Here is a 21,522-nt window from a genome sequence, read left to right as displayed (position 1 = left end):
GCCGGGCGAACTGCCCGGCTTTTTCAAAGCCCGATCCAGCCCTGAACTTTCTCGCGGTCGCGGTCGATCTCGGCGGCAGAGCCGGACCAGACGGTGCGGCCCTTCTCAATGATATAATGCCGGTCGCCCAGCCGTTTCAGCACGCTGAGGTTCTTGTCGATCAGCAGGATCGACTGGCCCTCTGCCTTCAGCCGCCCGATCACGCCCCAGATCTCAGCCCGGATCACCGGGGCCAGCCCCTCCGTCGCTTCATCAAGGATCAGAAGCTTCGGATTGGTCATCAGCGCCCGGCCCACCGCCAGCATCTGCTGCTCGCCGCCCGAGAGCGTACCCGCCATCTGCCCCGCCCGCTCGCCCAGTCGGGGGAACAGCTCACAGACTTTCTCAAAGCTCCAGGGATTGGCGCGTTTGAGGCGGTTCGCCGCCGTGGCCACCAGGTTCTCTCGCACCGTCAGCGTGGTGAAGATCTGCCGCCCCTCGGGCACCAGCCCTGCGCCCAGACGCGCGACCTTTTCGGGTGCCAGACCACGAATGCTCTGCCCGCCAAATTCCAGCTGCCCGCCCTGGGGCTTCAACAGCCCCATGATCGAGCGCACGGTCGTGGTCTTGCCCATGCCGTTGCGGCCCAGAAGCGTCACCACCTCCCCCTCTCGGATCGAGAGTGAGACATCGAACAGCACCTGACTTGCGCCATAGGCGGCGGAAAGCGCGTCGATCTTCAGCACAGCTCATCCTCCTGGCCGAGATAGGCCTCGCGCACCTCAGGATGGTTGCGGATTTCCTCAACACTCCCCGTGGCGATGATGCGCCCGTAAACCAGCACGGAAATCCGGGTGGCCAGCGCGAAGACGGCTTCCATATCATGTTCCACCAGCAGCATCGGCACATCCGCGGCGATGCGGCGCAGCACCTGCACCATCTCCTGGCTCTCGCTGTGGCCAAGACCTGCCATCGGCTCATCGAGCAGCAAAAAGGCGGGCTTTCCGGCCAGGGCCACCAGCAGTTCAAGCTGCTTTTTCTCGCCATGGCTGAGCCCTGAGACCCGCACATCGGCGCGTGCTTCCAGCCCGCTGCCCCGCAACAGAGCCTCGGTTTCGGCCCAGAGATCGCGCCGCCCGCGCAGCCGGTCAAAGAGGCGGAAGTTGCCGCCACGCCGCGCCTGAACCGCAAGGGCGATGTTTTCCGCCACCGTCATCTCAGTCAGCAGTGAGGTGATCTGAAAGGTGCGTCCCAGCCCCAGGGCCACCCGCTCGGGTACACCAAGCCGGGTCACATCGCGCCCCATGATGCGCACTTCCCCCTCATCGGGGGGCAGTTCGCCGCAAAGCTGGTTAATCAGCGTGGATTTCCCCGCGCCATTCGGTCCGATCAGGGCGTGAATCTCGCCGCGTTTCAGATCAAGGGTAACGTGATCGGTCGCCGTCAGCCCGCCGAAGCGCTTGACCAGACCTTCGACTTCCAGAACCCGGCCGCTCATCCCCGCGCCCTCCCCGTCAGCCGCGACCAGATCGCCGCGATCAGCGCCACCAGCCCGCCTTTGGTGCCCAACACCACCGCCAGCAGAATAAGCCCCAGCCAGAACTGCCAGTATTCGGTCATCCCACCGAGCCAGGTCTCAAGCACCAGATAGGCCGCAGCCCCCAGGAGCGGGCCAAAGAAGGTGCCGACGCCGCCCAGGATCACCATGGTCATCAGCGTGGCCGATTTGGTCCAGTGCAGCATGTCCGGACTGGTAAAGCGCATCAGGTTCGCCATCAGCGCCCCCGCAAGCCCCGCGCCCATACCCGAGAGGATGAAGGCGTAAAGCTTATAGCGGTAGGGCGCGAGGCCCATGGCCGCCATGCGCCGCTCATTTTGCTTCATCCCCTTCAGCACCGCCCCGAAGGACGAGCCGATCACCCGCCAGAGCGCCAGCATGAAGATCAGCCAGAAGCCCAGAACCACATACCAGACCGTGGTGCGGTCCCGCAGGTTCAGCCCAAAAAACTCATTGGGGCGACGGATGATGATGCCGTCTTCTCCGCCATAGGCCTTCAGCGAGACGAAGAAGAAAAAGAGCATCTGCGCGAAGGCCAGGGTGATCATAATGAACTGCACGCCCGAGGTGCGCAGCGACAAAGCCCCGATCAGCGCCGCCACCGCACCGCCGAGCAGCATGGCCGCAGGCAGCGTCACCAGGAGATGGTTTGAGCCCGGGATCAGCCCCAGAAAGGGATCGCCGCCGTTATGGGCGTAAAGAATGCCCACCGCATAGCCGCCCATACCGAAAAACGCCGCGTGACCAAGGCTGATCATCCCGCCATAGCCCAGCACCAGATTCAGCGAGGCCGCGGCGATCGAATAGACCAGAATGCGTGAGGCAAGAGAGAGTGAGGAGGATGACCCGAAGGTCTCCATCAGCCAGGGCATCGCCAGCAGAACCACCAGCCCCAGTGCCAACCCGGAAATCTTAGCTTTCTCCACGCTCACCGCCCCGCCGCAAAGAGGCCTTTGGGGCGGATCAGCAGAACCAGCGCCATCAGCAGATAAATTCCCATCGAAGCGATCCCGATGCCCAGGGCATCCGCCTCAGACGCCGGCATGACCTGACGCAGCATCCCCGGCAGAAAAGCCCGCAGCAGGGTGTCGACCACGCCCAGCAGGATCCCCGCCCAGAAAGCCCGGCGAATTGAGCCGACGCCGCCCACCACGACCACAACGAAAGTGGCAAGCAGCACCTGCTCGCCCATGCCGACCTGAACCGCAGAAATCGGCCCCGACAGATAGCCCGCAAGCCCCGCAAGCAGCGCCCCAAGGCCAAAGACCACCGTGTAAAGGAGCCGGATATCCACGCCCAGCGCGCGGACCATCTCACGATTGGTGGCACCTGCGCGGACCAGCATCCCGATGCGGGTGCGGTTGATGAGCCAGTAAAGCCCCAGCGCCACCAGCAGCCCTGCGGCAATGATCACAAGGCGGTAGGGCGGATAAAACAGCCCCGGCAGCAGCTCTATCGGGCTGGCAAGTGCTGCGGGGATATTGGCAGGCACCGGCTGGCGGCCGATGAAATAAGTGACACCCTGGTTTGCGATCAGCAAAAGCGCAAAGGTCGCAAGCACCTGATCCAGGTGATCGCGCGCATAAAGGCGGCGGATCACCACCGCTTCAACCACCAGCCCCGTGACGCCCGCCGCGACAATGGCCACCGGAATGCCCACCCAGAAGCTGCCCGCCTGCGCCGCCGCCAGCGTGCCCGCATAGGCCCCGACCATAAAGAGCGAGCCATGGGCGAGGTTGATCACCCCCATGATGCCGAAAATCAGCGTCAGGCCCGCTGCCATCAGAAACAGCATCACGCCATATTGCAGCCCGTTCAGAAGCTGCTCAAGGATCAGGATCATCAGAACCGCCGTTCAGGTTCAGGGCCGGCCGCAGGCGCGACGCAAAAGGCATGCGGGGCCCTGAAAAAGGCCCCGCCGCAAAGAGTTACATCTTGCAGTCAGCGGCGTGGACGTCGCCCACCATCTCGCGGATCTTGCCCTGGCTTTTGCCAACCGGCTTGCCGTCTTCGCCCATGACCACTTCGGTCAGATACCAGTTCTGCACCGGGTGCTGGTTCGGGCCGAATTTGAACTCACCCCGGGTCGAGGCGAAATCCGCCGCGCGCAGCGCCTCACGGAACTCATCCGCCTTCTCCGGGCTGCCCGCTTTGGCCAGCGCCGAGGCGATCAGCAGCGCCGAGTCATAGGCTTCCTGCGCATAATAGGTGATCGGGCGATCCGGGTATTTCGCTTTCCAGGACGAGACGAACTCTTTCGAGGCCTCGTTGTCGAAGTCCACTTCCCAATGGGTCGAACCTTTGATGCCCACGGCACCCTCGCCCACCGCCTGCAGGATCACCCCGTCGATCGAGGGTTCCGAGACCACCATCGGCACCTGGCCCAGCAGACCCGACTGCTGATACTGCTTCAGGAAGGTCAGACCCAGACCACCGGGATGGAACTGGAAGACGACTTCCGGATTGGCGGCGCGGATGCGGGCCATCTCTGAGGCGAAATCGGTCTGATCAAGCTGGGTGTAGATCTCTTCCACTTCGCCTTCAAAAAGACGGCTGAAGCCCGCGATGGCGTCTTTCCCGGCCTGATAGTTCGGGGCCAGCGCCACGGCCTTTTTATAGCCCAGCGATTTGGCGGCCACGCCGGTCGCCTCATGCAGGCTGTCGTTCTGCCAGGAGACTACGAAGTAATTCTCGTGGCACTCTTTGCCCGCAAGGTTCGAAGGGGCCGCGTTCGAGCTGATGTAGAAAGCGCCGTTATCCACCACATCCGGCACCACAGCGCCTGAGACGTTGGAGAAGATAATACCGGTCAGAACCTTGATGTCCTCATCCGAGACCATCTTTTCCGCGATCTGACGACCGGTGCCGGGGTTCAGGGCGTCATCCTCGACGACCAGTTCCACCTCAACGCCGCCCAGCTTGCCGCCTTCGCGGTCAACGGCCAGCTGGATGGCATCGCGCACCTGCTCGCCGATATAGCCTGCGGGGCCCGAAAGCGTGGTGATGACGCCGATCTTTACCGGCTCCGCCATCGCCGGGAGCGTGGTCAAAGCCAGCATGCTGGCGGCACAAAGCAGTTTCCTCATCAGCCTCTCCCTATTTCTGTTCCCACAGGTCTGACACCCGGGTGCGCCGGCGTTCCGGTCGTGAAAACTTTAGCGACCGCCTTAATCATTTCAACCTTAAAATAAATTAATACGGCCTGCGATAGACGCCAAAGCCCGCACCTCCTCGGTACGGGCTCTGTCAATTTTGTCGGCAGACGGGGGCAAGGTCAATGCCCGCCCGCTATCCCTTTATGAGTTTCAATGACTTAAGAGGCCCCGGGCGTCAGATCATAAGTCACCCAAGGCGTCGCTTTGGCCAGAGTGTCATAGAGGCTGCGGGCCGTGGCATTGTCGCTGGCGGTGATCCAGCGGATCACAGACCAGCCCTCGCGCTGCGCAACCTCACCCAGTTCCAGCAAAAGCGCCCGGCCAACGCCGGCCCCTCGGGTGCCGGGTTCTACAAAGAGATCATCAAGATAGCCGCCTGTGCTGGCCGCCAGCGGACGCAGGAAGGGCCGGAAATGCGCCAGACCAACGAGGCGCCCGTCAAGCTCTGCGACCCGCGCCTGCTGCCCGGCGCGGCCTTCCAAGATCCAGGACCAGACCCGCTCGCGCATCTCTTCGCTCTGCTCAGAGCGGTAAAACGCGGCATAGCCCTGATAAAGCCGCCCCCAGGCCTCCCGGTCGCCCGCCTGCGGCGCGCGAATCACCAAAGCCACCTCACGAGCCCCGATAGGTCGAATAGGCGAAGGGAGAGAGCAGCAGCGGCACATGATAATGCGCCTCAGGATCTGACATGCCGAAACGAATCGGAACCTCATCAAGGAACAGCGGATCCGCCCCCGCCTGCCCCGTGGCCCGCAGATACTCCCCGGCGCGGAACAGAAGCTCATACTGCCCGGTGTGGAAGGTTTCTGCAGGCAGAATATGGCTGTCGGTGCGGCCGTCCGAATTGGTGACCAGCGTCACCAGCTCTTCGCGGCGATCCCCGTCGAGACGGTAAAGTGTGATGCTCAACCCCTCCGCCGGGCAGCCCCGCGCGGTATCAAGCACATGGGTGGTCAGCCATCCCGCCATCAGACTTCCTTTCACAACTGCCCGGATTTGCAGTACTTTGCCGCGCGGAACGGCAAAGCGCGATTCTTACCTGAGCATAGGTCTTTCGGGATTTTCTTGAAAACACATCTCCGCATTTTCAGGGTAAATTCTCCTTCGCAGATGGCAAGGAGAGCGAGATGCAGCGTTACCCCCGTGATTTCACCGGCTATGGCCCCACCCCCCCGGCAGCAGACTGGCCGGGCGGCGCACGCGTCGCCATCAGCCTGGTGCTGAATTACGAAGAGGGTGGCGAGAACAACATTCTGCATGGCGATGGCCAGTCAGAAGCCTTCCTCTCCGATATCGCCGGCGCCGCGCAATGGCCGGGCCAGCGCCACTGGAACATGGAATCGATCTACGACTATGGCGCGCGTGCCGGCTTCTGGCGTCTGCACCGCCTCTTCACCTCGCGCAATCTGCCCGTCACCATCTACGGCGTGGCCACCGCTCTGGCCCGCGCGCCTGAGCAGGTCGCCGCCATGCAAAGCGCGGGCTGGGATATCGCCAGCCACGGGTTGAAATGGGTCGAGCATAAAGACATGCCCGAGGAGGAAGAGCGCCGCCAGATCCGCGAAGCCATCCGCCTGCACACCGAAGTCACCGGTGCACGCCCGCGCGGCTGGTACACCGGGCGCTGCTCGATGAACACCGTGCGGCTGACCGCCGAAGAGGGCTTCGACTGGATCTCGGATACCTATGACGACGATCTGCCCTATTGGATGGAAGCGGGCGACCGCGATCAGCTGGTCATCCCCTATACCCTCGAAGCCAACGACATGCGCTTTGCGACCGCGCCCGGCTACATCGAGGGCGAGCAGTTCTTCCAATACCTCAAGGACAGCTTCGACGTGCTTCACGCCGAAGGCGGCCGGATGTTCTCCATCGGTCTGCACTGCCGCCTGATCGGGCGACCGGGCAAAATCGCGGGTCTCATCCGCTTCCTGGATTATGCGCAGGCCAAAGGCGGCGCCTGGTTTGCCACCCGCACCCAGATCGCCGAGCACTGGGCCGCAAAACACCCGGCCCGGCGCCGCGAACGCCCCTCGCAGATGTCGCGCGAGGCCTTTGTCGCCAAATTCGGCGGCATCTTTGAGCATTCCCCCTGGATTGCCGAACGCGCCTTTGAGATGGAAATGGGCCCGGCCCATGACAGCGCCACGGGCGTCCATTCGCTCCTTGCCCGCGCCTTTCGCTCGGCCAGCGAAGAAGAACGCCTCGGTGTGCTGCGCGCACACCCCGATCTCGCCGGCAAACTCGCCCAGGCGAAACGGCTCACGGCCGAGTCCACCGCCGAACAGGCCAGCGCCGCCCTCGACGCGCTGACGGATGAGGAACGCGCAACTTTTGAACAGCTGAACGCCGACTACACAACGCGTCACGGCTTTCCCTTCATCATCGCCGTGCGCGATCACACCAAATCCTCAATCCTCGCCGCCTTCCGCGCCCGGATTGCCAACGACAATGCCACCGAATTCGCCGAGGCCTGCAGGCAGGTCGAACGCATCGCAGAACTGCGCCTGAAGGATCTGTTGAAATGAGCGGCTATTTCTTCCCCACCGGCGGCCTGCCCCCGCAGACCGCCCTGATGACCCAGCGTGCGGTTTTCACCGAGGCCTATGCCTTCATCCCGAAGGGCTGCTTCTCAGATATCGTCACCAGCTATCTGCCGGGCTGGACCGATACCCGCCTCTGGATGATCGCCCGCCCGATGTCGGGCTTTGCGGAGACCTTCTCGCAATATGTCATGGAGGTCAGCCCGGGCGGCGGCTCCGAAACCCCCGACAACGATCCCGGTGCCCAGTCCTGGCTCTTTTTCACCGCAGGCGAGGCCAGCCTCACCCTGAACGGTCAGACCCATGCTCTGACCGGCGGCTCCTATGCCTATATCGCACCCGGCACCCAATGGGCCCTCAAAGCGACCGGATCCACCCCGGCCCGCTTCCACTGGCTGCGCAAAATCTGGGAGCCGGCTCAGGGGATCGCCCCCCCCGAAAGCTTCGTCAACCGCGATCAGGACGTGGCCGTGCGCTGGATGCCCGACACCGATGAGCGCTGGGGCACCACCCGCTTTGTTGAACCCGACGATCTGCGCCACGATGCCCATGTCAATATCGTGACCTTCCGGCCCGGCGGCGTCATCCCCTTTGAGGAAACCCATGTCATGGAACATGGCCTCTACGTGCTCGAAGGCAAGGCGGTCTATAAACTCAACCAGGACTGGATTGAGGTTGAGGCGGGTGATTTCATGTGGCTGCGCGCCTATTGCCCCCAGGCCTGCTACGCCGCCGGCCCCGAGCCTTTCCGCTACCTGCTCTACAAAGACGTCAACCGCCACGCAAAACTGCGCGGCCCCGGCGCCTTCGGCCCCGCCCGCTGAGCAGATTGGCTTTTTAAAAATACTCCCGGGGGTCCGGGGGCAGGCAGCCCCCGGCCTCACCACCAGAACAAAGGCCGCAAATGACAGATCGCCGGATCACGCCCGAACCCCTGACCGCCGAAGCCTTCGCCCCCTACGGCGACGTTCTGGAGGCCACGGGAGAGTTCCGCCTCATCAATGAGGGCTGGTGCCAGCGCCACAATGACCGTGCCGCTCTGGACTTCGGCCCCGAGGGCCGCGCGGGCATCTCGCTTTTCAACGCCCGCCCCCGCAGCCTGCCCTATGAATTCAGCCTCATCGAACGTCATCCTGACGGCAGCCAGGCCTTCATCCCGATGTCTGAGCACGGCTTCCTCATTATCGTCGCCGATGGGCCGCAGGCAAAACCGCGGGCCTTTCTGTCCGCCCCCGGTCAGGCGATCAATTTTCACCGCGGCACCTGGCACGGCGTCCTGACGCCCCTGCAGGCGCCGGGGCTTTTCGCGGTGGTCGACCGTATTGGCGCCACGCCCAACCTCGAAGAATTCACCTATGATCAGCCCTTCACGGTGATCGCCCCGCAAAGCTGATACCCCCTGCCCCAAGGCTGTGACCGGGCGCGGTCACAGGCTCTTGCCGTCCTTACTGCCGCGCCCGAGGGAGAGAGACCAATGACCCGCAGCATCCACCCGGTGGACGAAATTCTGCCACCCCCGAGACTTTTCGCGCTCGGCTTTCAGCATGTTCTGGTGATGTATGCAGGCGCAGTGGCGGTGCCCCTGATCGTGGGCCGCGCGCTGCAGCTTTCGCCGGAAGATGTGGCCTTTCTGATCTCGGCAGATCTTTTCGTCTGCGGCATCGCAACCCTCATCCAGGCCCTCGGCGCAGGGCCCTGGTTCGGGGTGAAGCTTCCCGTCATGATGGGCGTCACTTTCGCCGCCGTCGGCCCCATGGTCGCCATGGCCCAGACCAACCCCGGATATGAGGGCGCACGCGCCATCTTCGGCTCCATCATCGGCGCAGGTGTAATCGGGATCTTCATCGCCCCGCTGATCTCGCGGCTTTTGCGCATCTTTCCTCCGGTGGTCACCGGGACCATCATCCTCGTCATCGGCGTCAGCCTGATGCGGGTCGGGATCAACTGGATCTTCGGAACCCCGGTCGGCCCCACCGCCCCTAAAATCGTTGATCCCGCCCATGTCGAATGGCTGACCGCCGCAACCGAAGCGGCGGCCGCTGCGGGCCTGCCCGCTCCGCCGGCGGGGGTGCGTCTTGCGCCCAGCCTTGATAACCCGGCCTATGCAACCCGGGGAGCCATGCTGGTCTCGGCTGTGGTGCTGGCCTCGATCCTGCTGATCGCGAAATTCGGCCGCGGCTTCATCGCCAATATTTCGGTCCTCCTTGGCATTCTGATCGGCATTGTGGTGGCCGTCCTCAGCGGCCAGATGGGCTTTGAAAAAGTCGGCCATGCCGATTGGGTGGGGATCGTGCTGCCCTTCCACTTTGGCATGCCGACCTTTGATCCGATCCTCATCCTGACCATGACCCTGGTGATGATCGTGGTGATGATCGAATCCACCGGGATGTTTCTGGCGCTCAGCGACATGACTGAAAAACCGCTGAGCCGCGCGAGCCTTTCCGCAGGTCTGCGCACTGACGGGCTTGGCACGCTGATCGGCGGCATCTTCAACACTTTCCCCTATACCTCCTTCAGCCAGAACGTGGGCCTTGTCGGCGTGACGGGGATCCGCTCGCGCTGGGTCTGCGTGGCGGGCGGTGTCATTCTGATCGTCCTTGGCCTTTTGCCAAAGGTCGCAGCCCTGGTGGAATCGATCCCGACGATGGTGCTGGGCGGTGCGGGCATCGTGATGTTCGGCATGGTCGCCGCAACCGGCGTGCGCATTCTGGCGGGCGTGAATTTCGCCACCAACCGCTCCAATCTCTTTATCGTCGCGGTTTCGCTGGGCATGGGGATGATCCCGCTGATCGCACCGAACTACCTGATCTGGCTGCCCCATGACCTTCATCCGCTGATCGAAAGCGGCATTCTTCTGGCCTCGCTCTCCGCCGTCGGCCTGAACGCCTTTTTCAACGGCGCGAAAGGCTCTGAGGAAGAGGCCCGCGCGGCCGCGATGCAGGCTGACCACTAAAGCGCCTGTCGCGCCAGCTCACAGGCTGACAGACCAAAGACCCCGGCCATGGCCGGGGTCTTTTGACATTATGACATGAGAGGCAAATCAACCCGCGGCAAATCGGAACCTCTCTCCGAAGAACACTCAGCCCAGCCGCGCCAGTGCCGCCGCCAGGTGGTCTTCCCCGCCCGTCACCTCAAGCCGGACCGGCAGGGTCAGGACTTTGCGGCGGAAATGATCCGGCAGACGGGCTGCATCTTTTTCCGTGGTCACAAGCTGCGCCGCCTTCAGCTTTGCCTCCTGCTCCAGCCGGGTCAGCAGCGCAGGGGCAAAAACCTCGTGATCGCCCAGCGCCACGGTGCCGACAAGCTCAGCCCCTTCACCGCGCAGCGTGGCGAAGAACTTTTCGGGATGGCCGATCCCGGCAAAAGCGATCACCCGCTCTCCCTGCCAGTCCATCCCCATCTGCAGAGGCTTCAGGACCGCGCGCAGATGATCCACCCCGGCGATCGCAGCCCCCCATGTATTGAAAAACCGCTCCTGAGCCACCTCAGGACCGATGGAGAGCAGAAGATCCGCCCGCGCCAGACCCGGCCCCACCGGCTCGCGCAGAGGTCCGGCCGGCAGGCAGCGCCCGTTGCCAAAGCCGCGATGGGCATCCACCACCACGATGGAGAGATCCTTTTGAACCGAAGGGTTCTGATGCCCGTCATCAAGTAGAATCAGATCCGCCCCCTCAGCCTCCGCCAGCTTCACCCCGGCGGCGCGGTCGCGCGCGATGATGACCGGCGCAAAGGCGGCCAGCAACAGCGGCTCATCCCCGGTCTCTGCGGCGCGGTGGCGGGCGGGATCCACGACAACCGGCCCCGTCAGGCTGCCGCCATGGCCGCGAGAGACGATAAAGACCCGCCGCCCCGGCCCGGAGAGACGCTGCGCCAGAAGGATGGTCGTGGGAGTCTTACCGGTGCCGCCTGCATTGATATTTCCAACGCAGATCACCGGCACCCCCGCACGATACCCCTGTGCTGCGCGCGCCACCCGCCTGGCAGTGGCAGCGGCATAGAGCGCGCCCAGCGGGGCCAGCAGCCTTGCGCGCAGATCGGGAGCTTCGGGCGGGGTGAACCACCAATAGGGAGCATGGCTCATGAGCGCAGTCCTTTCGGCGCGCGCAGGGCGTGCAGCGCCTCAATCACACGGTCGGTGGCCTCACCGCCCTCTGAACTGACGGCCCAGGCCGCCTGCGACAGCCGCGCACAGCGATCGGGCGCCAGCATATCGCCCACCACATCCCCCAGGTCTTCGCCCCGCGTCACAAGGCGCGAGCCGCCCGCCGCCTGCAGCCGCTCGAGCGCGGTCTGAAAAGCGCCGAAGCGCGGTCCGTGCAGCAGAGCAGATCCGGCAGCCGCCGCCTCAAAGGGATGGCGCATCGGCCCCTCGCCTTTCAGGCTGCCCCCGGCCCAGACCTGGGTGGCCAGGCGGTACCAGAGACCCGGCTCATCATCCTCGGCCAGATAGACCTGGGTCTCCTCGTCCGGGTCCTCATCGGCGGCGCGATAGCCGGTCTCAAGGCCATAGCGCCCCGGCAGTTCCCGCAGGAGCGTCGGGATCCGCGCCGCAGAGGCGGGAACAAGGATCAGCAACAGCCGATGCGCCCCATGCAGCGCTTTCAGATGCGCGCGGATCACCAGATCTTCCTCTTCCTCAGGCACGCCCACGGCCAGCCAGACCGGGCGGGTGCCAAGGATCCTCGACAGTGCTTCGCGCTCGGCCTCGGGCACCTGAAGACTGTGCGAGGCCTCCTCCATCCGCCCCGCCACCTCAAGGCGGGCCGGCGGCGCACCCACGCGCAGAAACGCGCGCGCCGCCGTCTGATCGGTGACAAGGATATGCGACATCCCGGCAAAAAGCCCCCGCATCAGCCGCGGCACAATGCGCCCCGCACCAAGGCCGGGATCTTCCCCGCCGGTCAGGATCACCGGAAGGCTGCGCGCCGCCGCCGCATAGAGCAGGACCGGGCGCAGACCGCCCTTGGCCCAGATGCAGAAATCCGGCCGCCAGTGATCCAGAAAAGCCGCCGCCAGTGCAGGCTCGTCGGCAGGCGGCTCAAGCGTGCCCGCCACGCCCGGTTCGGCACAGGTCAGCAAAAAATGATCGGCCAGACCCTCGTCCCGCAGCCGCGCCATCAGCGGCGTGAAGGCAGAGGCCGCCGCCGCATCGGGCGCATGCAGCCACGCCAGCCGCCCCGCAGGACGCTCTCCGGCGATACTCTGCGTGCCACCAGGCGCCGCACCGCGCAAAAAGCGATAGAGCCGCAAACCGGGAGAAAGCACAGGACATCCTTTCACAAGACCGAAGGGGCGGGCAGCCCCGCCCCGCCTCAGGCTTTATCGGCCAGAGCCTCAGCCATCAGCGCATCTGAACGCGCCTCAACCACCTCTTCGAGCACCTGCATGAAGGGCTCTACTTTCAGACCCGGCGGGATGACGGGCAGAAACTCAAGCACAGCGGTGCCGGGTTTGCGCAAAAGGCCCCGACGCGGCCAGAAAAGGCCCACATTGACCGCCGCCGGAACGCAGTCGCGCTTCAGCGCCTGATAAAGCGCACCGACGCCGATCTTATAGGGCGCCTTTGCGCCCGGTGCGACCCGGGTGCCCTGGGCGAAAATGATCAGCTGTCCATTGGCATGCGGCCCGGTCTTCGCCGCCTTCAGCATCTCGCGCAGCGCGCTCATGCCTTTGCCGCGATTGACCGGGATACAGCCGATCCGCATCGCGTACTGGCCAAGGATCGGCGTGAACAAAAGCTCGCGCTTCATGACAAAGCGCGGATGCGGCAGCGCCGAGAAGAGCAGAATAATATCGAGAAACGACTGATGCTTTGACGCGATCAGCACCGGCCCTTCGGGCGGCGTGCCGCGGATCTCACTGCGCAGCCCCACCATCCAGCGCGCTGAAAAGCGCACCCAGCCGCAGTAGGCATGACAGGCCATCATCGCCCCGCGACGCGAAAACAGCGCCCAGGGGAAAAACGCCAGCGCGATCACCGCCATCATCACATACATCTGGATGATGAAGAGGACCGAAAGCACATATTGCAGGGCCAGTCGCAAAGGTCCCATCACATCAGCTCCGAAAGTTTTTTCCGCGCCGCCGCCCGAGTGGCCCCAAAGGCCACGAGCGCTGCCAGCACCGGCAGGCTCAGCGGTGCGAACCAGCCATAGCCCTGAAAGCCAAGCCCGGTCAGAAAGCCGCCCGCCTCATCGGCTGAGGGCAGCGCAAATATGGCCAGCGCCCCCAGGGCCACCCCCGCAAGCGATCCTGCAAGTGCGCGCAGCGTGAAGCGGCGCACGAAAGCCCCGGCGATGAAGCCGTCGGTCGCCCCCACCAGCCGCAGCACGCGGATCACCTGGGCATTGGCCGCCAGCGCCGCATTGGCCGCAAGCGTAATCATCGCCGCCATCGCGCCGCCGATCAGGGCAAGTGACAGCCAGCCCAGAAGACGCAGCCGCTCGGCTGCCACGGCCAGAGGGCGGCGCCAGCGGGTGTGATCATCGAGCACGGCGCCGGGCGCTTCGGCCTGCAGCCGCAGCCGCAGCCCCTGGGCATCATAGCCCTGCCCCACGGAGGAGAATTCAACGAGTTGCGGCAGCGCCAGGCTGTCGACGGGCAGATCCGGCCCGAACCAGGGTTCAAGCAGATCGCGCTGTTCCACATCCGACAGCGCCCTCGCCTCGCCGACACCAGGGGTGGTCGAGAGCAGCGTCAGCACCGCCCGGGTCTGCGCCTCAATCTGGTCGGGCGGAGCCGAAATACGGATGGTGGCGGTATTGCTCAGCGCTTCCTGCCAGCGATCCGCAAGACGGCCCGAAGCCAGCGAAAGTGCCAGCGCAAAGGCCGCCAGAAAGGTCATGGCGGCGGCGGTAAAGCCGGTCAACCAGGCCGTGTGCCCCGTCGGCGGCACCACGCGGTCGGCTGCAGCGTCGGTAAAAGGCAGCGTCACGCGGCTCACAGATCCGCCCCCGCAAGCTGGAGTTTCCGGTTTTGCAGACGCAGAACGCGGGCCGGAACCTGGCCCTTGGTGGCGCGGATCAAATTCATGTCATGCGTGGCCAGAACGATGGTTTTTCCCATACGGTTCAACTCGATAAAGAGCTTCAAAAGCCGCATCGACATCTCAGCATCGAGGTTTCCGGTCGGCTCATCGGCAAGGATCACCTCGGGCGACATGATAACGGCCCTGGCCACAGCCGCGCGCTGGCGCTCTCCGCCTGAAAGCGATGGCGGCAGCGCATCTGCATGGGGCCGCAATCCCACCCAGGTCAGCAGATCCTGCAGGTTCGCCACATCCGCCTCGCGGCCGCAAACGGTCAGCGGCAGCGCCACATTGGCCGCCACCGGAAGATGGTCCAGGAACTGACAGTCCTGGTGCACCACCCCGATGCGACGCCGCACCATGGCGACGTCATTACGGCTCATTGAGCGCACTTCGCCGTCAAACAGCGTCAGCCGCCCCGTCGTCGGCACCAGCTCGCCATAGCACAGCTTGAGGAAGGTGGTTTTTCCCGCGCCCGAAGGCCCGGTCAGGAAATGAAAAGAGCCCGGCGCCAGCGTCAGCGAGACCCCCGAAAACAGCTCGGCCCCGCCATAGCTGTAGCCCACATTCTCAAAACCGATCACGCCGTCCCTCTCATCCCGCCTGCCGCCGCCCGTCCGGGCTTCGTGGCGGCAATGTCGCTTCCCGTCTTCGCGTGTTGCGCAGATACCGCACAGACTGGAAGAAGTTTCGCTCCCTTGCTACAACATCCGCAAAGGCGCTGCCAGAAAAGATCTGGCGACCAGGCGGGGTACTGAATGCGGCTGATTTGCGGAAATTGCGACGCGCAATATGAAGTTGAGGCGGAGATGATTCCGCCTGAGGGGCGCGACGTGCAATGCTCGGCCTGCAGCCATGTCTGGTTTGAGCCGGGCCGCACCAGCGCCATCCCTGCCCCGCCCCCCGGCCCGGTCGTGCCGCGCCGCATCTCGACGGCCTCTTTCCGCCCGGCGGCGGATGAGCAGTTTGAGGATGATGATCCCGATCTGCCGCCGCTGTCTGATACGGATCTGCCGCCGCTGCGCCGCGCACCGCTCGATGAGGAGATGCTCGCCATCCTGCGCGAGGAGGCCGCGCGCGAAACGGCCGCCCGTGCCGCCGAAGCGCTCGGGGCCGCGCCTGCCATCGCGCAGGCAGATGTCGAAGCCCCCCCTCCTGCCCCGGAGGTGCTGACCCCGGAGCCGAAGGAGATTTTCTCCGCATCCGGGACGCCGGGAGAAGAGGCCCATGCCCCCTTCGGGCCTGAACCCGAGGCGGAGGTCCGCGACCAGCCCCTAGCCGGGGAAGCAGAGACCGCAGGCTCTGAGACCGGCTCAGACCCGCGGGTCTTCCCGCCGCCGCCCCCCCGCCCGGAGGAGGAGATCGAGGAAGCCCGTTTCATCGAAGAGCCGCCGCCCGCCGATGAGCCGGTGGATACCGAAGTGCCCACCGTGCCGCTGCGCGCCTCGCGCCGCGACCTGCTCCCTGATATCGAGCAGATCAATTCGACGCTGGAAAGCACCCCCCACAGCGATTTTGCCGCCGGTGAGGCTATTTCGAAGCCCGCCGGACAGCGCAGCGGATTTGCCCGCGGCTTTGCGCTGATGATCCTGCTCGCGCTGCTTCTGGCGGTGCTTTACCTGAAGAATGATGACCTGAAAGCCGCGCTGCCCGCTGCCGCCCCTACGCTGACGGGTTATGCCGATCTGGTGGATCAGGCCCGCAGCGGTCTTGCGCGTCTGGTCTCGGGCTTTTTAGGTGAGCCGGGCTGAGCCGCGCAGAAAAGACAGGTGCTCCGACCCCGGGCCGGAGCACTTCTTATGCAGGGCCTCTGCCGGCAACAGGCAGGGCGGAAGCGGAAAGCTTCAGCCCTCCAGACGACGCGGGATCATAAAGTCGATCACCGCCCCTGACCCCGGGGTGACCTCAGCCCAGTTTGCCGCTTCAAAATCCGCAACCAGCGTGGCCCCGGTCGGATAGCGGGAAAAATCGCTGTCCTGCGGCACACGCGCCACCAGACGGGTCGCAAATTCCGCGATGCCGGGGTTGTGGCCGATCATCATCACCACCGGAGACTTCGCCCCGCGCAGCACCGCCAGCATGACATCCGCCGGCGCATGATAAAGCGCGGGCTTCAGCACCAGTTCGGGCGGGCGCTCAGCAAATTTCGGGGCCATCCGATCCCAGGTTTCGCGGGTGCGCTGCGCGTCCGAGCAGAGCACCTCGCCCGGCAGATCCCCGCGAGAGACCAGCCAGTCTGCCATCAGACCGGCGGCCCGGCGACCCCGGGCATTCAGCGGCCGGGCATGATCGGGGGCAGCCGGGTCGCCCCAGTCTGATTTGGCGTGGCGGGTCAGGATCAGGCGCAGGGAGCTCATGGATGACATTCCTCATATACCAGGCCGATGATCCTCCCACTCTGGCACGCGGGCGCGAGATCGGGCAAGCGCGGCGGATCGGCTGCCTGCAAAGGCTTTGCAGAGGCGGCGTCTTTCGGCCAGGTCCGCCGCTTCGCATCATGAAGACATCCCCAAAGGCAAACGGCACCCCGAGGGGTGCCGTCGAAAAGTCAACGATCCGGGTCAGCGGTGCAAACCGCCAGGCTCAGGCTTCGCGCGGCTTCACACGCGGCTCAGTGGTGCGGATCATCGAGCCCGCGCCCTGGTCGGTGAACAGCTCCAGCAGGCAGGCATTGGGCACGCGACCATCCAGGATGACAACCGCCCGAACCCCTTCCTCCAGCGCCTTAAGCGCGGTCTCGGTCTTGGGGATCATACCGCCCGCGATCACGCCATCGGCGGTCATCTGAATGACCTCCTCAGGGGTGATCTGGGTCATCACTTCGCCATTCGCGTTTTTCACCCCCGCCACATCGGTCAGAAGCAGCAGACGATCAGCCTTCAACGCGCCTGCAATCGCACCGGCAGCGGTGTCGCCATTGACGTTGAAGGTTTCATTCTCATTCATGCCGGTGGCGACCGGCGCAACAACCGGGATAATCCCCGCATTAAAGAGATCGCGCAGCACCTGCACATTCATCTCAACCGGGCGACCGACGAAGCCCAGTTCGGGATCATCGGCCTCGCAGACCATCAGATCATCGTCTTTGCCCGAGAGGCCCACAGCGCGGCCGCCCTCATCCATGATGGCCTGGACGATCCGCTTGTTGACCAGCCCGGTCAGCACCATTTCAACCACCTCAACGGTGGCCTTATCGGTGACGCGCTTGCCGCGCACGAATTCCGATTTGATACCCAGGCGGCTCAGAAGATCATTGATCATCGGCCCGCCGCCGTGAACGACAACCGGGTTCACACCGACCTGACGCATCAACACGATATCGCGGGCAAATTCCGCCATCGCGGCCTCATCACCCATGGCATTGCCGCCGAATTTCACCACCACAATGGCGCCGGCATATCGCTGCAGATAGGGCAGAGCTTCAGAGAGGGTGCGGGCGGTGGCGGCAGGATCGCGCGTCATGGCAAGCTGCTTTTTCATTAGGGGCTCCGGTCTCCGGGCGCGGTGGATTTCGGGGCAAAGGACTAGCGGCCTTCGCCCCCCCTGCCAAGCATGAATGCGCAGGCTGTGAAAAAGCCCGCCGCTTTCTCAGAAGCGGCGGGCCCGATGTTCAGAAGCTGAACCTTACTGGTAAGGACGGATCAGGATTTCCACGCGACGATTCTGCGCGCGGCCTTCCGGGGTCAGGTTCGATGCGATCGGCGCATCTTCGCCACGACCAATGGTCTGCAGTCGGTTCGACGGGACGCCCGAAGCCATCAGCACCGACGCAACAGCCGAAGCGCGGCGCTGCGAGAGCTGACGGTTGTAGCCCGCATCACCGGTGCTGTCGGTGTGACCGATGATTTCAACGTTCGAGTTCGGATACTGGCGCAGGTTCCCGGCAACGGCGCGCAGATCGTTCTGCAGATCCGGACGGACTGATGCGCTGTCGGTCGCAAAGAGCAGATCCTGCGGCATGGTCACCACGAGGTGGCTGCCGGCGTTCACAACGCCGATATTGCCCGAGGTTGCCGCCTGCAGCTCTGCTGCCTGACGGTCGAGCGAAGCGCCGATGCCGCCGCCCACAGCCGCACCCACAGCCGCACCGGCCAGGGTCGCCAGCGGACGGGTCGAGCTGTTCGAGGTTGCGCCGATGGCGCCGCCGATCAGCGCGCCGGTCATCGCACCGGTGCGGGCACGGGTGTTATAGGGGTCGCCCTGGGGATAGGGATCACAGGCGGTCAGACCAATCAGAGCCACAGCAGCAATGAGGGCAGGGGTCTTGAGTTTCATCTTCATCTCACTCCGATAACGGCCCGGAGCCCGGGCGCGATGGTGCTACACGGGCACAGCCCGAAGCTGAACCCTCGCCACAACCGACACGCGGTTTTCCGCCCGCTCGGCAAAATCACGCGGGACAGATCACATGCAGGCGGGCCAGGATCAGGACTTCGGCCATAGCGTCTGCCTGACAACTCCCGAGAGAAACTCGGGTTCCCAAACGGGCGAAGGGCGTAATCAGATCTGTGTCTGGGGTAAGATTGCATGTCAACCGCACCAATGCGCTGCAAATTTAATCCCCATAATGAGGTCGTTTTGCGCACTCACTCGGCCCCGAGTGAAATTCCCTCTTTCGCCAGCAGATCGGCCTTCACCCCCTCGCCCCAGTGATAGCCGCCAAAGGCACCGCTTGCCCGGATCACCCGATGACAGGGAATAAGCAGAGCGACCGGATTGGCACCCACTGCCTGCCCTACGGCACGGGCCGCGCGCGGCTGACCAAGGCTCTGCGCCAGCGCCCCATAACTGATCACCTCGCCCGGCGGGATCGACAACAAAGCCTCCCAGACTTTCAGCCGGAAAGGCGCACCGATCAGGTGCAGCGCTGCTCCGCCTCCCTGAAATGCAGCACCAGCCAGAGCCTCGATCTGCGCCTCTGCCTTTTCAAACACGGCTCCCGGCCAGCGCGCCACAAGATCTGCGAAGACCGCAGCCTCGCCCCGCTCCGCCACAAAGCCGATCCCGCAGATCCCGACCTCCGTCGCCATAACCACAGCCCGGCCATAGGGGCTGTCGATGCCTCCCCAGGAAATCCGCTGCCCCTGCCCGCGCCTGGCATAGTCACCCGGCGTCATCGCCTCCCAGCGGATCATCAGATCATAAAGCCGCCCCGTGCCTGAAAGCTCCAGGACGTCAGCCACCTCCGGCAGCGGCAGATCCCGGCGCAGCAGATCCCGCGCGGCAACAAGACGGCGAAACTGCTGATACTGCTTGGGCGATATCCCTGCGCAAGCGCTGAAAATACGCTGAAAATGCGCAACACTCATTCCGCAGCGTTTCGCAAGATCGCTCAGACTCAGATCCCCTGCGCCCGCCTCCAGAACGCCGATCGCCCGGGCGATCACCTGATAATGATAACTCTGCTCGCCCATCCCGAACTCCGCTCAACCCGCCCGCAACGCCTTCTCGCAAAGGGAAGTCTGAAGGGGGCACTTGCCCCCTTCAGGCGGGGGTGCGGGGGCGGCAGCCCCCGCCTCTCCCCACACCTTACACCCAGGGCGCGTCCGGCCCCGACCCGGAATTTGCGCATTGCTCCGCTATGAGGATCTGAGGCAAAAGCAGACCATGACCGCTCAGCTCCCCTATGCCACCCTGCATGAGATCTTCTCCCGGTTTCAGGCCTCCGAGCCGGAACCGAAAGGAGAGCTCAACCATACCAATGCCTACACGCTGCTCGTGGCCGTGGCGCTCTCTGCCCAGGCCACAGACATCGGCGTGAACCGCGCCACAGCCAGACTCTTTGAGATCGCCGACACCCCCGCCAAAATGCTGGCGCTTGGCGAAGAGGCGCTGATTGAACACATCAAGACCATCGGCCTTTACCGCAATAAGGCCAAAAACGTCATGAAGCTCTCAGAGATTCTCGTGCGCGATTACGGCGGTGTGGTCCCCTCTTCCCGGGCGGCCCTCGTCTCGCTGCCGGGAGTGGGGCGCAAAACGGCCAATGTGGTGCTGAATATGTGGTGGCGCATTCCGGCGCAGGCCGTTGACACCCATATCTTCCGCATCGGCAACCGCACCGGCATCTGCCCGGGCCGCGACGTCGATCAGGTCGAACGCGCCATTGAAGACAACATTCCCGCAGAGTTCCAGCAACATGCCCATCACTGGCTGATTCTGCACGGCCGCTATATCTGCGTCGCGCGCAAGCCAAAATGTGGCGCCTGCATCATTGCTGACCTCTGTCACAGCGAGGACAAAACCATATGAAATCCTATCAGGTCACCGGCATCGGCAATGCCATTGTCGATGTGCTCACCCGCATGGAGGACGAGGGCCTCGCAGCGCTTGGCATCACCAAAGGGGTGATGACCCTTGTCGATCAGCCGCGCTGCGAAGCGCTCTATGCCGGTATGACCGACCGCAGCCAGATCCCCGGCGGCTCGGTCGGCAATACCATCGCGGGCCTTGGCGCGCTTGGCCTGCGCACCGCCTGCATCGGCAAGGTCGCCGATGATGAGATCGGCCATTTCGCAGTCGACGCCCTCGCGGCCGAAGGCATCGCTTTTCCGGTGGCCCCGGTCGAAAATGCGGCTCTTCCAACCTCGCGCTGCATGATCTTCGTCTCGCCCGACGGTGAGCGTTCAATGAACACCTATCTCGGCATCTCTGCCGAATTCGGCCCCGAAGATCTGCCCGAAGCGGTGATCCGCGACAGTGAAATCCTCTTCCTTGAAGGCTATCTCTTCGACAAAGACCCCGGCAAAGCGGCCTTCCTCAAAGCCGCACGCCTCTGCCGCGATGCCGGGGGCCGCGCGGGCCTTTCGCTTTCAGACCCCTTCTGCGTCGATCGCCACCGCTCGGATTTCCGCGCCCTGGTGGCAGAGATGGATTTCGTCATCGGCAATGAACACGAATGGGCCGCCCTTTATCAGACCGAAACTCTGACCGAAGCGCTGGATCTGGCGGCCGCACACTGCCCGCTGGTGGTCTGCACCCGTTCGGGCGAGGGCGTCACCATCCGTCAGGGCGCGACCTCCATCGACGTTCCCGTCAGCCGTATCGCGCCCCTCGACACCACCGGCGCGGGCGATCAGTTCGCGGCAGGCTTCCTTTATGGCCTGGCCACCGGGCGTGATCTCGAAACCGCAGGCCGCATGGGCTGCATCGCCGCGGCTGAGGTGATCACCCATTTCGGCGCGCGCCCCGATGAAAGCGTGCTCGACCTCTTCCGCAAAGCCGGCCTTCTGTAACGACACCGCCCCCCGGATCACCTCC

The 21,522-nt window shown here is 64.3% G+C and carries 23 protein-coding genes; 7 read left to right on the top strand and 16 right to left on the bottom strand.

The genetic code is table 11. From position 1 onward, the window contains the following. Positions 1 to 23: 23 nt before the first annotated feature. The 7 genes from EP867_RS05210 to uraH all read right to left on the bottom strand — a co-directional run bounded on the left by EP867_RS05210 (position 24) and on the right by uraH (position 5,661). Entirely contained in the window at positions 24 to 725 is a 702-nt protein-coding gene (locus tag EP867_RS05210) for an ABC transporter ATP-binding protein (RefSeq protein WP_128487138.1), read from the bottom strand. Continuing rightward, entirely contained in the window at positions 719 to 1,477 is a 759-nt protein-coding gene (locus EP867_RS05205; protein ID WP_128487137.1) for an ABC transporter ATP-binding protein, read from the bottom strand. The genes EP867_RS05210 and EP867_RS05205 overlap by 7 nt, the downstream gene beginning before the upstream one ends. Then, positions 1,474 to 2,463, bottom strand: a complete 990-nt coding sequence (locus tag EP867_RS05200) for a branched-chain amino acid ABC transporter permease (RefSeq protein ID WP_241656819.1) — start codon at positions 2,461 to 2,463, stop codon at positions 1,474 to 1,476. The genes EP867_RS05205 and EP867_RS05200 overlap by 4 nt, the downstream gene beginning before the upstream one ends. A 2-nt stretch (positions 2,464 to 2,465) precedes the next feature. Next, the gene (locus tag EP867_RS05195) at positions 2,466 to 3,380 is read right to left on the bottom strand and encodes a branched-chain amino acid ABC transporter permease (protein ID WP_128487136.1); all 915 of its coding nucleotides are present in this window, start codon (positions 3,378 to 3,380) and stop codon (positions 2,466 to 2,468) included. Between the two features lie 85 nt (positions 3,381 to 3,465). Then, the gene (locus tag EP867_RS05190; RefSeq protein WP_128487135.1) at positions 3,466 to 4,623 is read right to left on the bottom strand and encodes an ABC transporter substrate-binding protein; all 1,158 of its coding nucleotides are present in this window, start codon (positions 4,621 to 4,623) and stop codon (positions 3,466 to 3,468) included. Between the two features lie 227 nt (positions 4,624 to 4,850). After that, complete coding sequence (locus tag EP867_RS05185; RefSeq protein WP_241656818.1) at positions 4,851 to 5,303, bottom strand: GNAT family N-acetyltransferase; 453 nt, start codon at positions 5,301 to 5,303, stop codon at positions 4,851 to 4,853. Between the two features lies 1 nt (position 5,304). After that, entirely contained in the window at positions 5,305 to 5,661 is a 357-nt protein-coding gene (gene uraH, locus EP867_RS05180) for a hydroxyisourate hydrolase (protein ID WP_128487133.1), read from the bottom strand. A 158-nt stretch (positions 5,662 to 5,819) separates the two neighbouring features. Between uraH and puuE the strand changes: the two genes are divergently transcribed. The 4 genes from puuE to EP867_RS05160 all read left to right on the top strand — a co-directional run bounded on the left by puuE (position 5,820) and on the right by EP867_RS05160 (position 10,188). Beyond that, positions 5,820 to 7,220, top strand: coding sequence for an allantoinase PuuE (puuE, locus tag EP867_RS05175; protein WP_128487132.1), 1,401 nt, complete (start codon positions 5,820 to 5,822; stop codon positions 7,218 to 7,220). After that, the gene (locus EP867_RS05170; RefSeq protein WP_128487131.1) at positions 7,217 to 8,059 is read left to right on the top strand and encodes a bifunctional allantoicase/(S)-ureidoglycine aminohydrolase; all 843 of its coding nucleotides are present in this window, start codon (positions 7,217 to 7,219) and stop codon (positions 8,057 to 8,059) included. Before puuE ends, EP867_RS05170 begins: the two co-directional genes overlap by 4 nt. A gap of 80 nt (positions 8,060 to 8,139) precedes the next feature. Then, a complete protein-coding gene (locus EP867_RS05165; RefSeq protein ID WP_128487130.1) occupies positions 8,140 to 8,628 on the top strand; it encodes an ureidoglycolate lyase in 489 nt (162 codons plus the stop codon). 81 nt (positions 8,629 to 8,709) lie between these two features. Then, positions 8,710 to 10,188 (top strand): nucleobase:cation symporter-2 family protein, encoded by a 1,479-nt coding sequence (locus EP867_RS05160; protein WP_128487129.1) that lies wholly within the window; start codon positions 8,710 to 8,712, stop codon positions 10,186 to 10,188. Positions 10,189 to 10,314: 126 nt separating this feature from the next. Here EP867_RS05160 and lpxK read toward each other — a convergent pair whose 3' ends face one another. The 5 genes from lpxK to EP867_RS05135 are packed head-to-tail and all read right to left on the bottom strand — an operon-like array spanning position 10,315 to position 14,846. Further along, a complete protein-coding gene (gene lpxK / locus EP867_RS05155; RefSeq protein ID WP_128487128.1) occupies positions 10,315 to 11,316 on the bottom strand; it encodes a tetraacyldisaccharide 4'-kinase in 1,002 nt (333 codons plus the stop codon). Beyond that, positions 11,313 to 12,500 (bottom strand): 3-deoxy-D-manno-octulosonic acid transferase, encoded by a 1,188-nt coding sequence (locus EP867_RS05150; protein WP_164888767.1) that lies wholly within the window; start codon positions 12,498 to 12,500, stop codon positions 11,313 to 11,315. The genes lpxK and EP867_RS05150 overlap by 4 nt, the downstream gene beginning before the upstream one ends. A gap of 47 nt (positions 12,501 to 12,547) precedes the next feature. Beyond that, positions 12,548 to 13,288 (bottom strand): lysophospholipid acyltransferase family protein, encoded by a 741-nt coding sequence (locus EP867_RS05145; RefSeq protein WP_322098996.1) that lies wholly within the window; start codon positions 13,286 to 13,288, stop codon positions 12,548 to 12,550. Further along, on the bottom strand, positions 13,288 to 14,178 hold the full coding sequence (locus EP867_RS05140) for a cell division protein FtsX (protein ID WP_128487126.1): 891 nt from the start codon (positions 14,176 to 14,178) through the stop codon (positions 13,288 to 13,290). The genes EP867_RS05145 and EP867_RS05140 overlap by 1 nt, the downstream gene beginning before the upstream one ends. Further along, positions 14,175 to 14,846, bottom strand: coding sequence for a cell division ATP-binding protein FtsE (locus EP867_RS05135; protein WP_128487125.1), 672 nt, complete (start codon positions 14,844 to 14,846; stop codon positions 14,175 to 14,177). The genes EP867_RS05140 and EP867_RS05135 overlap by 4 nt, the downstream gene beginning before the upstream one ends. A gap of 174 nt (positions 14,847 to 15,020) precedes the next feature. Between EP867_RS05135 and EP867_RS05130 the strand changes: the two genes are divergently transcribed. Continuing rightward, positions 15,021 to 16,013: a zinc-ribbon domain-containing protein gene (locus EP867_RS05130; RefSeq protein WP_128487124.1), complete on the top strand. Its 993-nt coding sequence runs from the start codon at positions 15,021 to 15,023 to the stop codon at positions 16,011 to 16,013. 93 nt (positions 16,014 to 16,106) lie between these two features. On the opposite strand, the gene EP867_RS05125 is transcribed toward EP867_RS05130, so the two are convergent. The 4 genes from EP867_RS05125 to EP867_RS05110 all read right to left on the bottom strand — a co-directional run bounded on the left by EP867_RS05125 (position 16,107) and on the right by EP867_RS05110 (position 19,676). Beyond that, positions 16,107 to 16,628: a SixA phosphatase family protein gene (locus EP867_RS05125; protein WP_128487123.1), complete on the bottom strand. Its 522-nt coding sequence runs from the start codon at positions 16,626 to 16,628 to the stop codon at positions 16,107 to 16,109. Between the two features lie 217 nt (positions 16,629 to 16,845). Next, positions 16,846 to 17,724: an acetylglutamate kinase gene (gene argB, locus EP867_RS05120; protein WP_128487185.1), complete on the bottom strand. Its 879-nt coding sequence runs from the start codon at positions 17,722 to 17,724 to the stop codon at positions 16,846 to 16,848. A gap of 162 nt (positions 17,725 to 17,886) precedes the next feature. Beyond that, complete coding sequence (locus EP867_RS05115) at positions 17,887 to 18,537, bottom strand: OmpA family protein (protein ID WP_380049763.1); 651 nt, start codon at positions 18,535 to 18,537, stop codon at positions 17,887 to 17,889. 311 nt (positions 18,538 to 18,848) lie between these two features. After that, positions 18,849 to 19,676, bottom strand: a complete 828-nt coding sequence (locus tag EP867_RS05110; RefSeq protein WP_128487121.1) for a bifunctional helix-turn-helix domain-containing protein/methylated-DNA--[protein]-cysteine S-methyltransferase — start codon at positions 19,674 to 19,676, stop codon at positions 18,849 to 18,851. A gap of 193 nt (positions 19,677 to 19,869) precedes the next feature. Here EP867_RS05110 and nth point away from each other — a divergent pair, with 193 nt between their 5' ends. Both nth and EP867_RS05100 read left to right on the top strand, forming a co-directional pair. Next, the gene (gene nth / locus EP867_RS05105; protein ID WP_128487120.1) at positions 19,870 to 20,514 is read left to right on the top strand and encodes an endonuclease III; all 645 of its coding nucleotides are present in this window, start codon (positions 19,870 to 19,872) and stop codon (positions 20,512 to 20,514) included. Further along, on the top strand, positions 20,511 to 21,497 hold the full coding sequence (locus tag EP867_RS05100) for an adenosine kinase (protein WP_128487119.1): 987 nt from the start codon (positions 20,511 to 20,513) through the stop codon (positions 21,495 to 21,497). The genes nth and EP867_RS05100 overlap by 4 nt, the downstream gene beginning before the upstream one ends. Positions 21,498 to 21,522 lie beyond the last annotated feature (25 nt).

The organism is Falsigemmobacter intermedius (genome assembly GCF_004054105.1).
GTDB lineage: Bacteria > Pseudomonadota > Alphaproteobacteria > Rhodobacterales > Rhodobacteraceae > Wagnerdoeblera > Wagnerdoeblera intermedia.
This window is presented reverse-complemented; position numbering and strand designations above follow the sequence as displayed.

Coding starts and splice junctions, on each gene's coding strand:
- EP867_RS05205 (WP_128487137.1), bottom strand. CDS start 1,477: ATGAGCGGCCGGGTTCTGGAAGTCGAAGGTCTGGTCAAGCGCTTCGGC.
- EP867_RS05195 (WP_128487136.1), bottom strand. CDS start 3,380: ATGATCCTGATCCTTGAGCAGCTTCTGAACGGGCTGCAATATGGCGTG.
- EP867_RS05190 (WP_128487135.1), bottom strand. CDS start 4,623: ATGAGGAAACTGCTTTGTGCCGCCAGCATGCTGGCTTTGACCACGCTC.
- uraH (WP_128487133.1), bottom strand. CDS start 5,661: ATGGCGGGATGGCTGACCACCCATGTGCTTGATACCGCGCGGGGCTGC.
- puuE (WP_128487132.1), top strand. CDS start 5,820: ATGCAGCGTTACCCCCGTGATTTCACCGGCTATGGCCCCACCCCCCCG.
- EP867_RS05170 (WP_128487131.1), top strand. CDS start 7,217: ATGAGCGGCTATTTCTTCCCCACCGGCGGCCTGCCCCCGCAGACCGCC.
- EP867_RS05165 (WP_128487130.1), top strand. CDS start 8,140: ATGACAGATCGCCGGATCACGCCCGAACCCCTGACCGCCGAAGCCTTC.
- EP867_RS05160 (WP_128487129.1), top strand. CDS start 8,710: ATGACCCGCAGCATCCACCCGGTGGACGAAATTCTGCCACCCCCGAGA.
- lpxK (WP_128487128.1), bottom strand. CDS start 11,316: ATGAGCCATGCTCCCTATTGGTGGTTCACCCCGCCCGAAGCTCCCGAT.
- EP867_RS05145 (WP_322098996.1), bottom strand. CDS start 13,288: ATGGGACCTTTGCGACTGGCCCTGCAATATGTGCTTTCGGTCCTCTTC.
- EP867_RS05130 (WP_128487124.1), top strand. CDS start 15,021: ATGCGGCTGATTTGCGGAAATTGCGACGCGCAATATGAAGTTGAGGCG.
- EP867_RS05125 (WP_128487123.1), bottom strand. CDS start 16,628: ATGTCATCCATGAGCTCCCTGCGCCTGATCCTGACCCGCCACGCCAAA.
- argB (WP_128487185.1), bottom strand. CDS start 17,724: ATGACGCGCGATCCTGCCGCCACCGCCCGCACCCTCTCTGAAGCTCTG.
- EP867_RS05115 (WP_380049763.1), bottom strand. CDS start 18,537: ATGAAACTCAAGACCCCTGCCCTCATTGCTGCTGTGGCTCTGATTGGT.
- EP867_RS05110 (WP_128487121.1), bottom strand. CDS start 19,676: ATGGGCGAGCAGAGTTATCATTATCAGGTGATCGCCCGGGCGATCGGC.
- nth (WP_128487120.1), top strand. CDS start 19,870: ATGACCGCTCAGCTCCCCTATGCCACCCTGCATGAGATCTTCTCCCGG.
- EP867_RS05100 (WP_128487119.1), top strand. CDS start 20,511: ATGAAATCCTATCAGGTCACCGGCATCGGCAATGCCATTGTCGATGTG.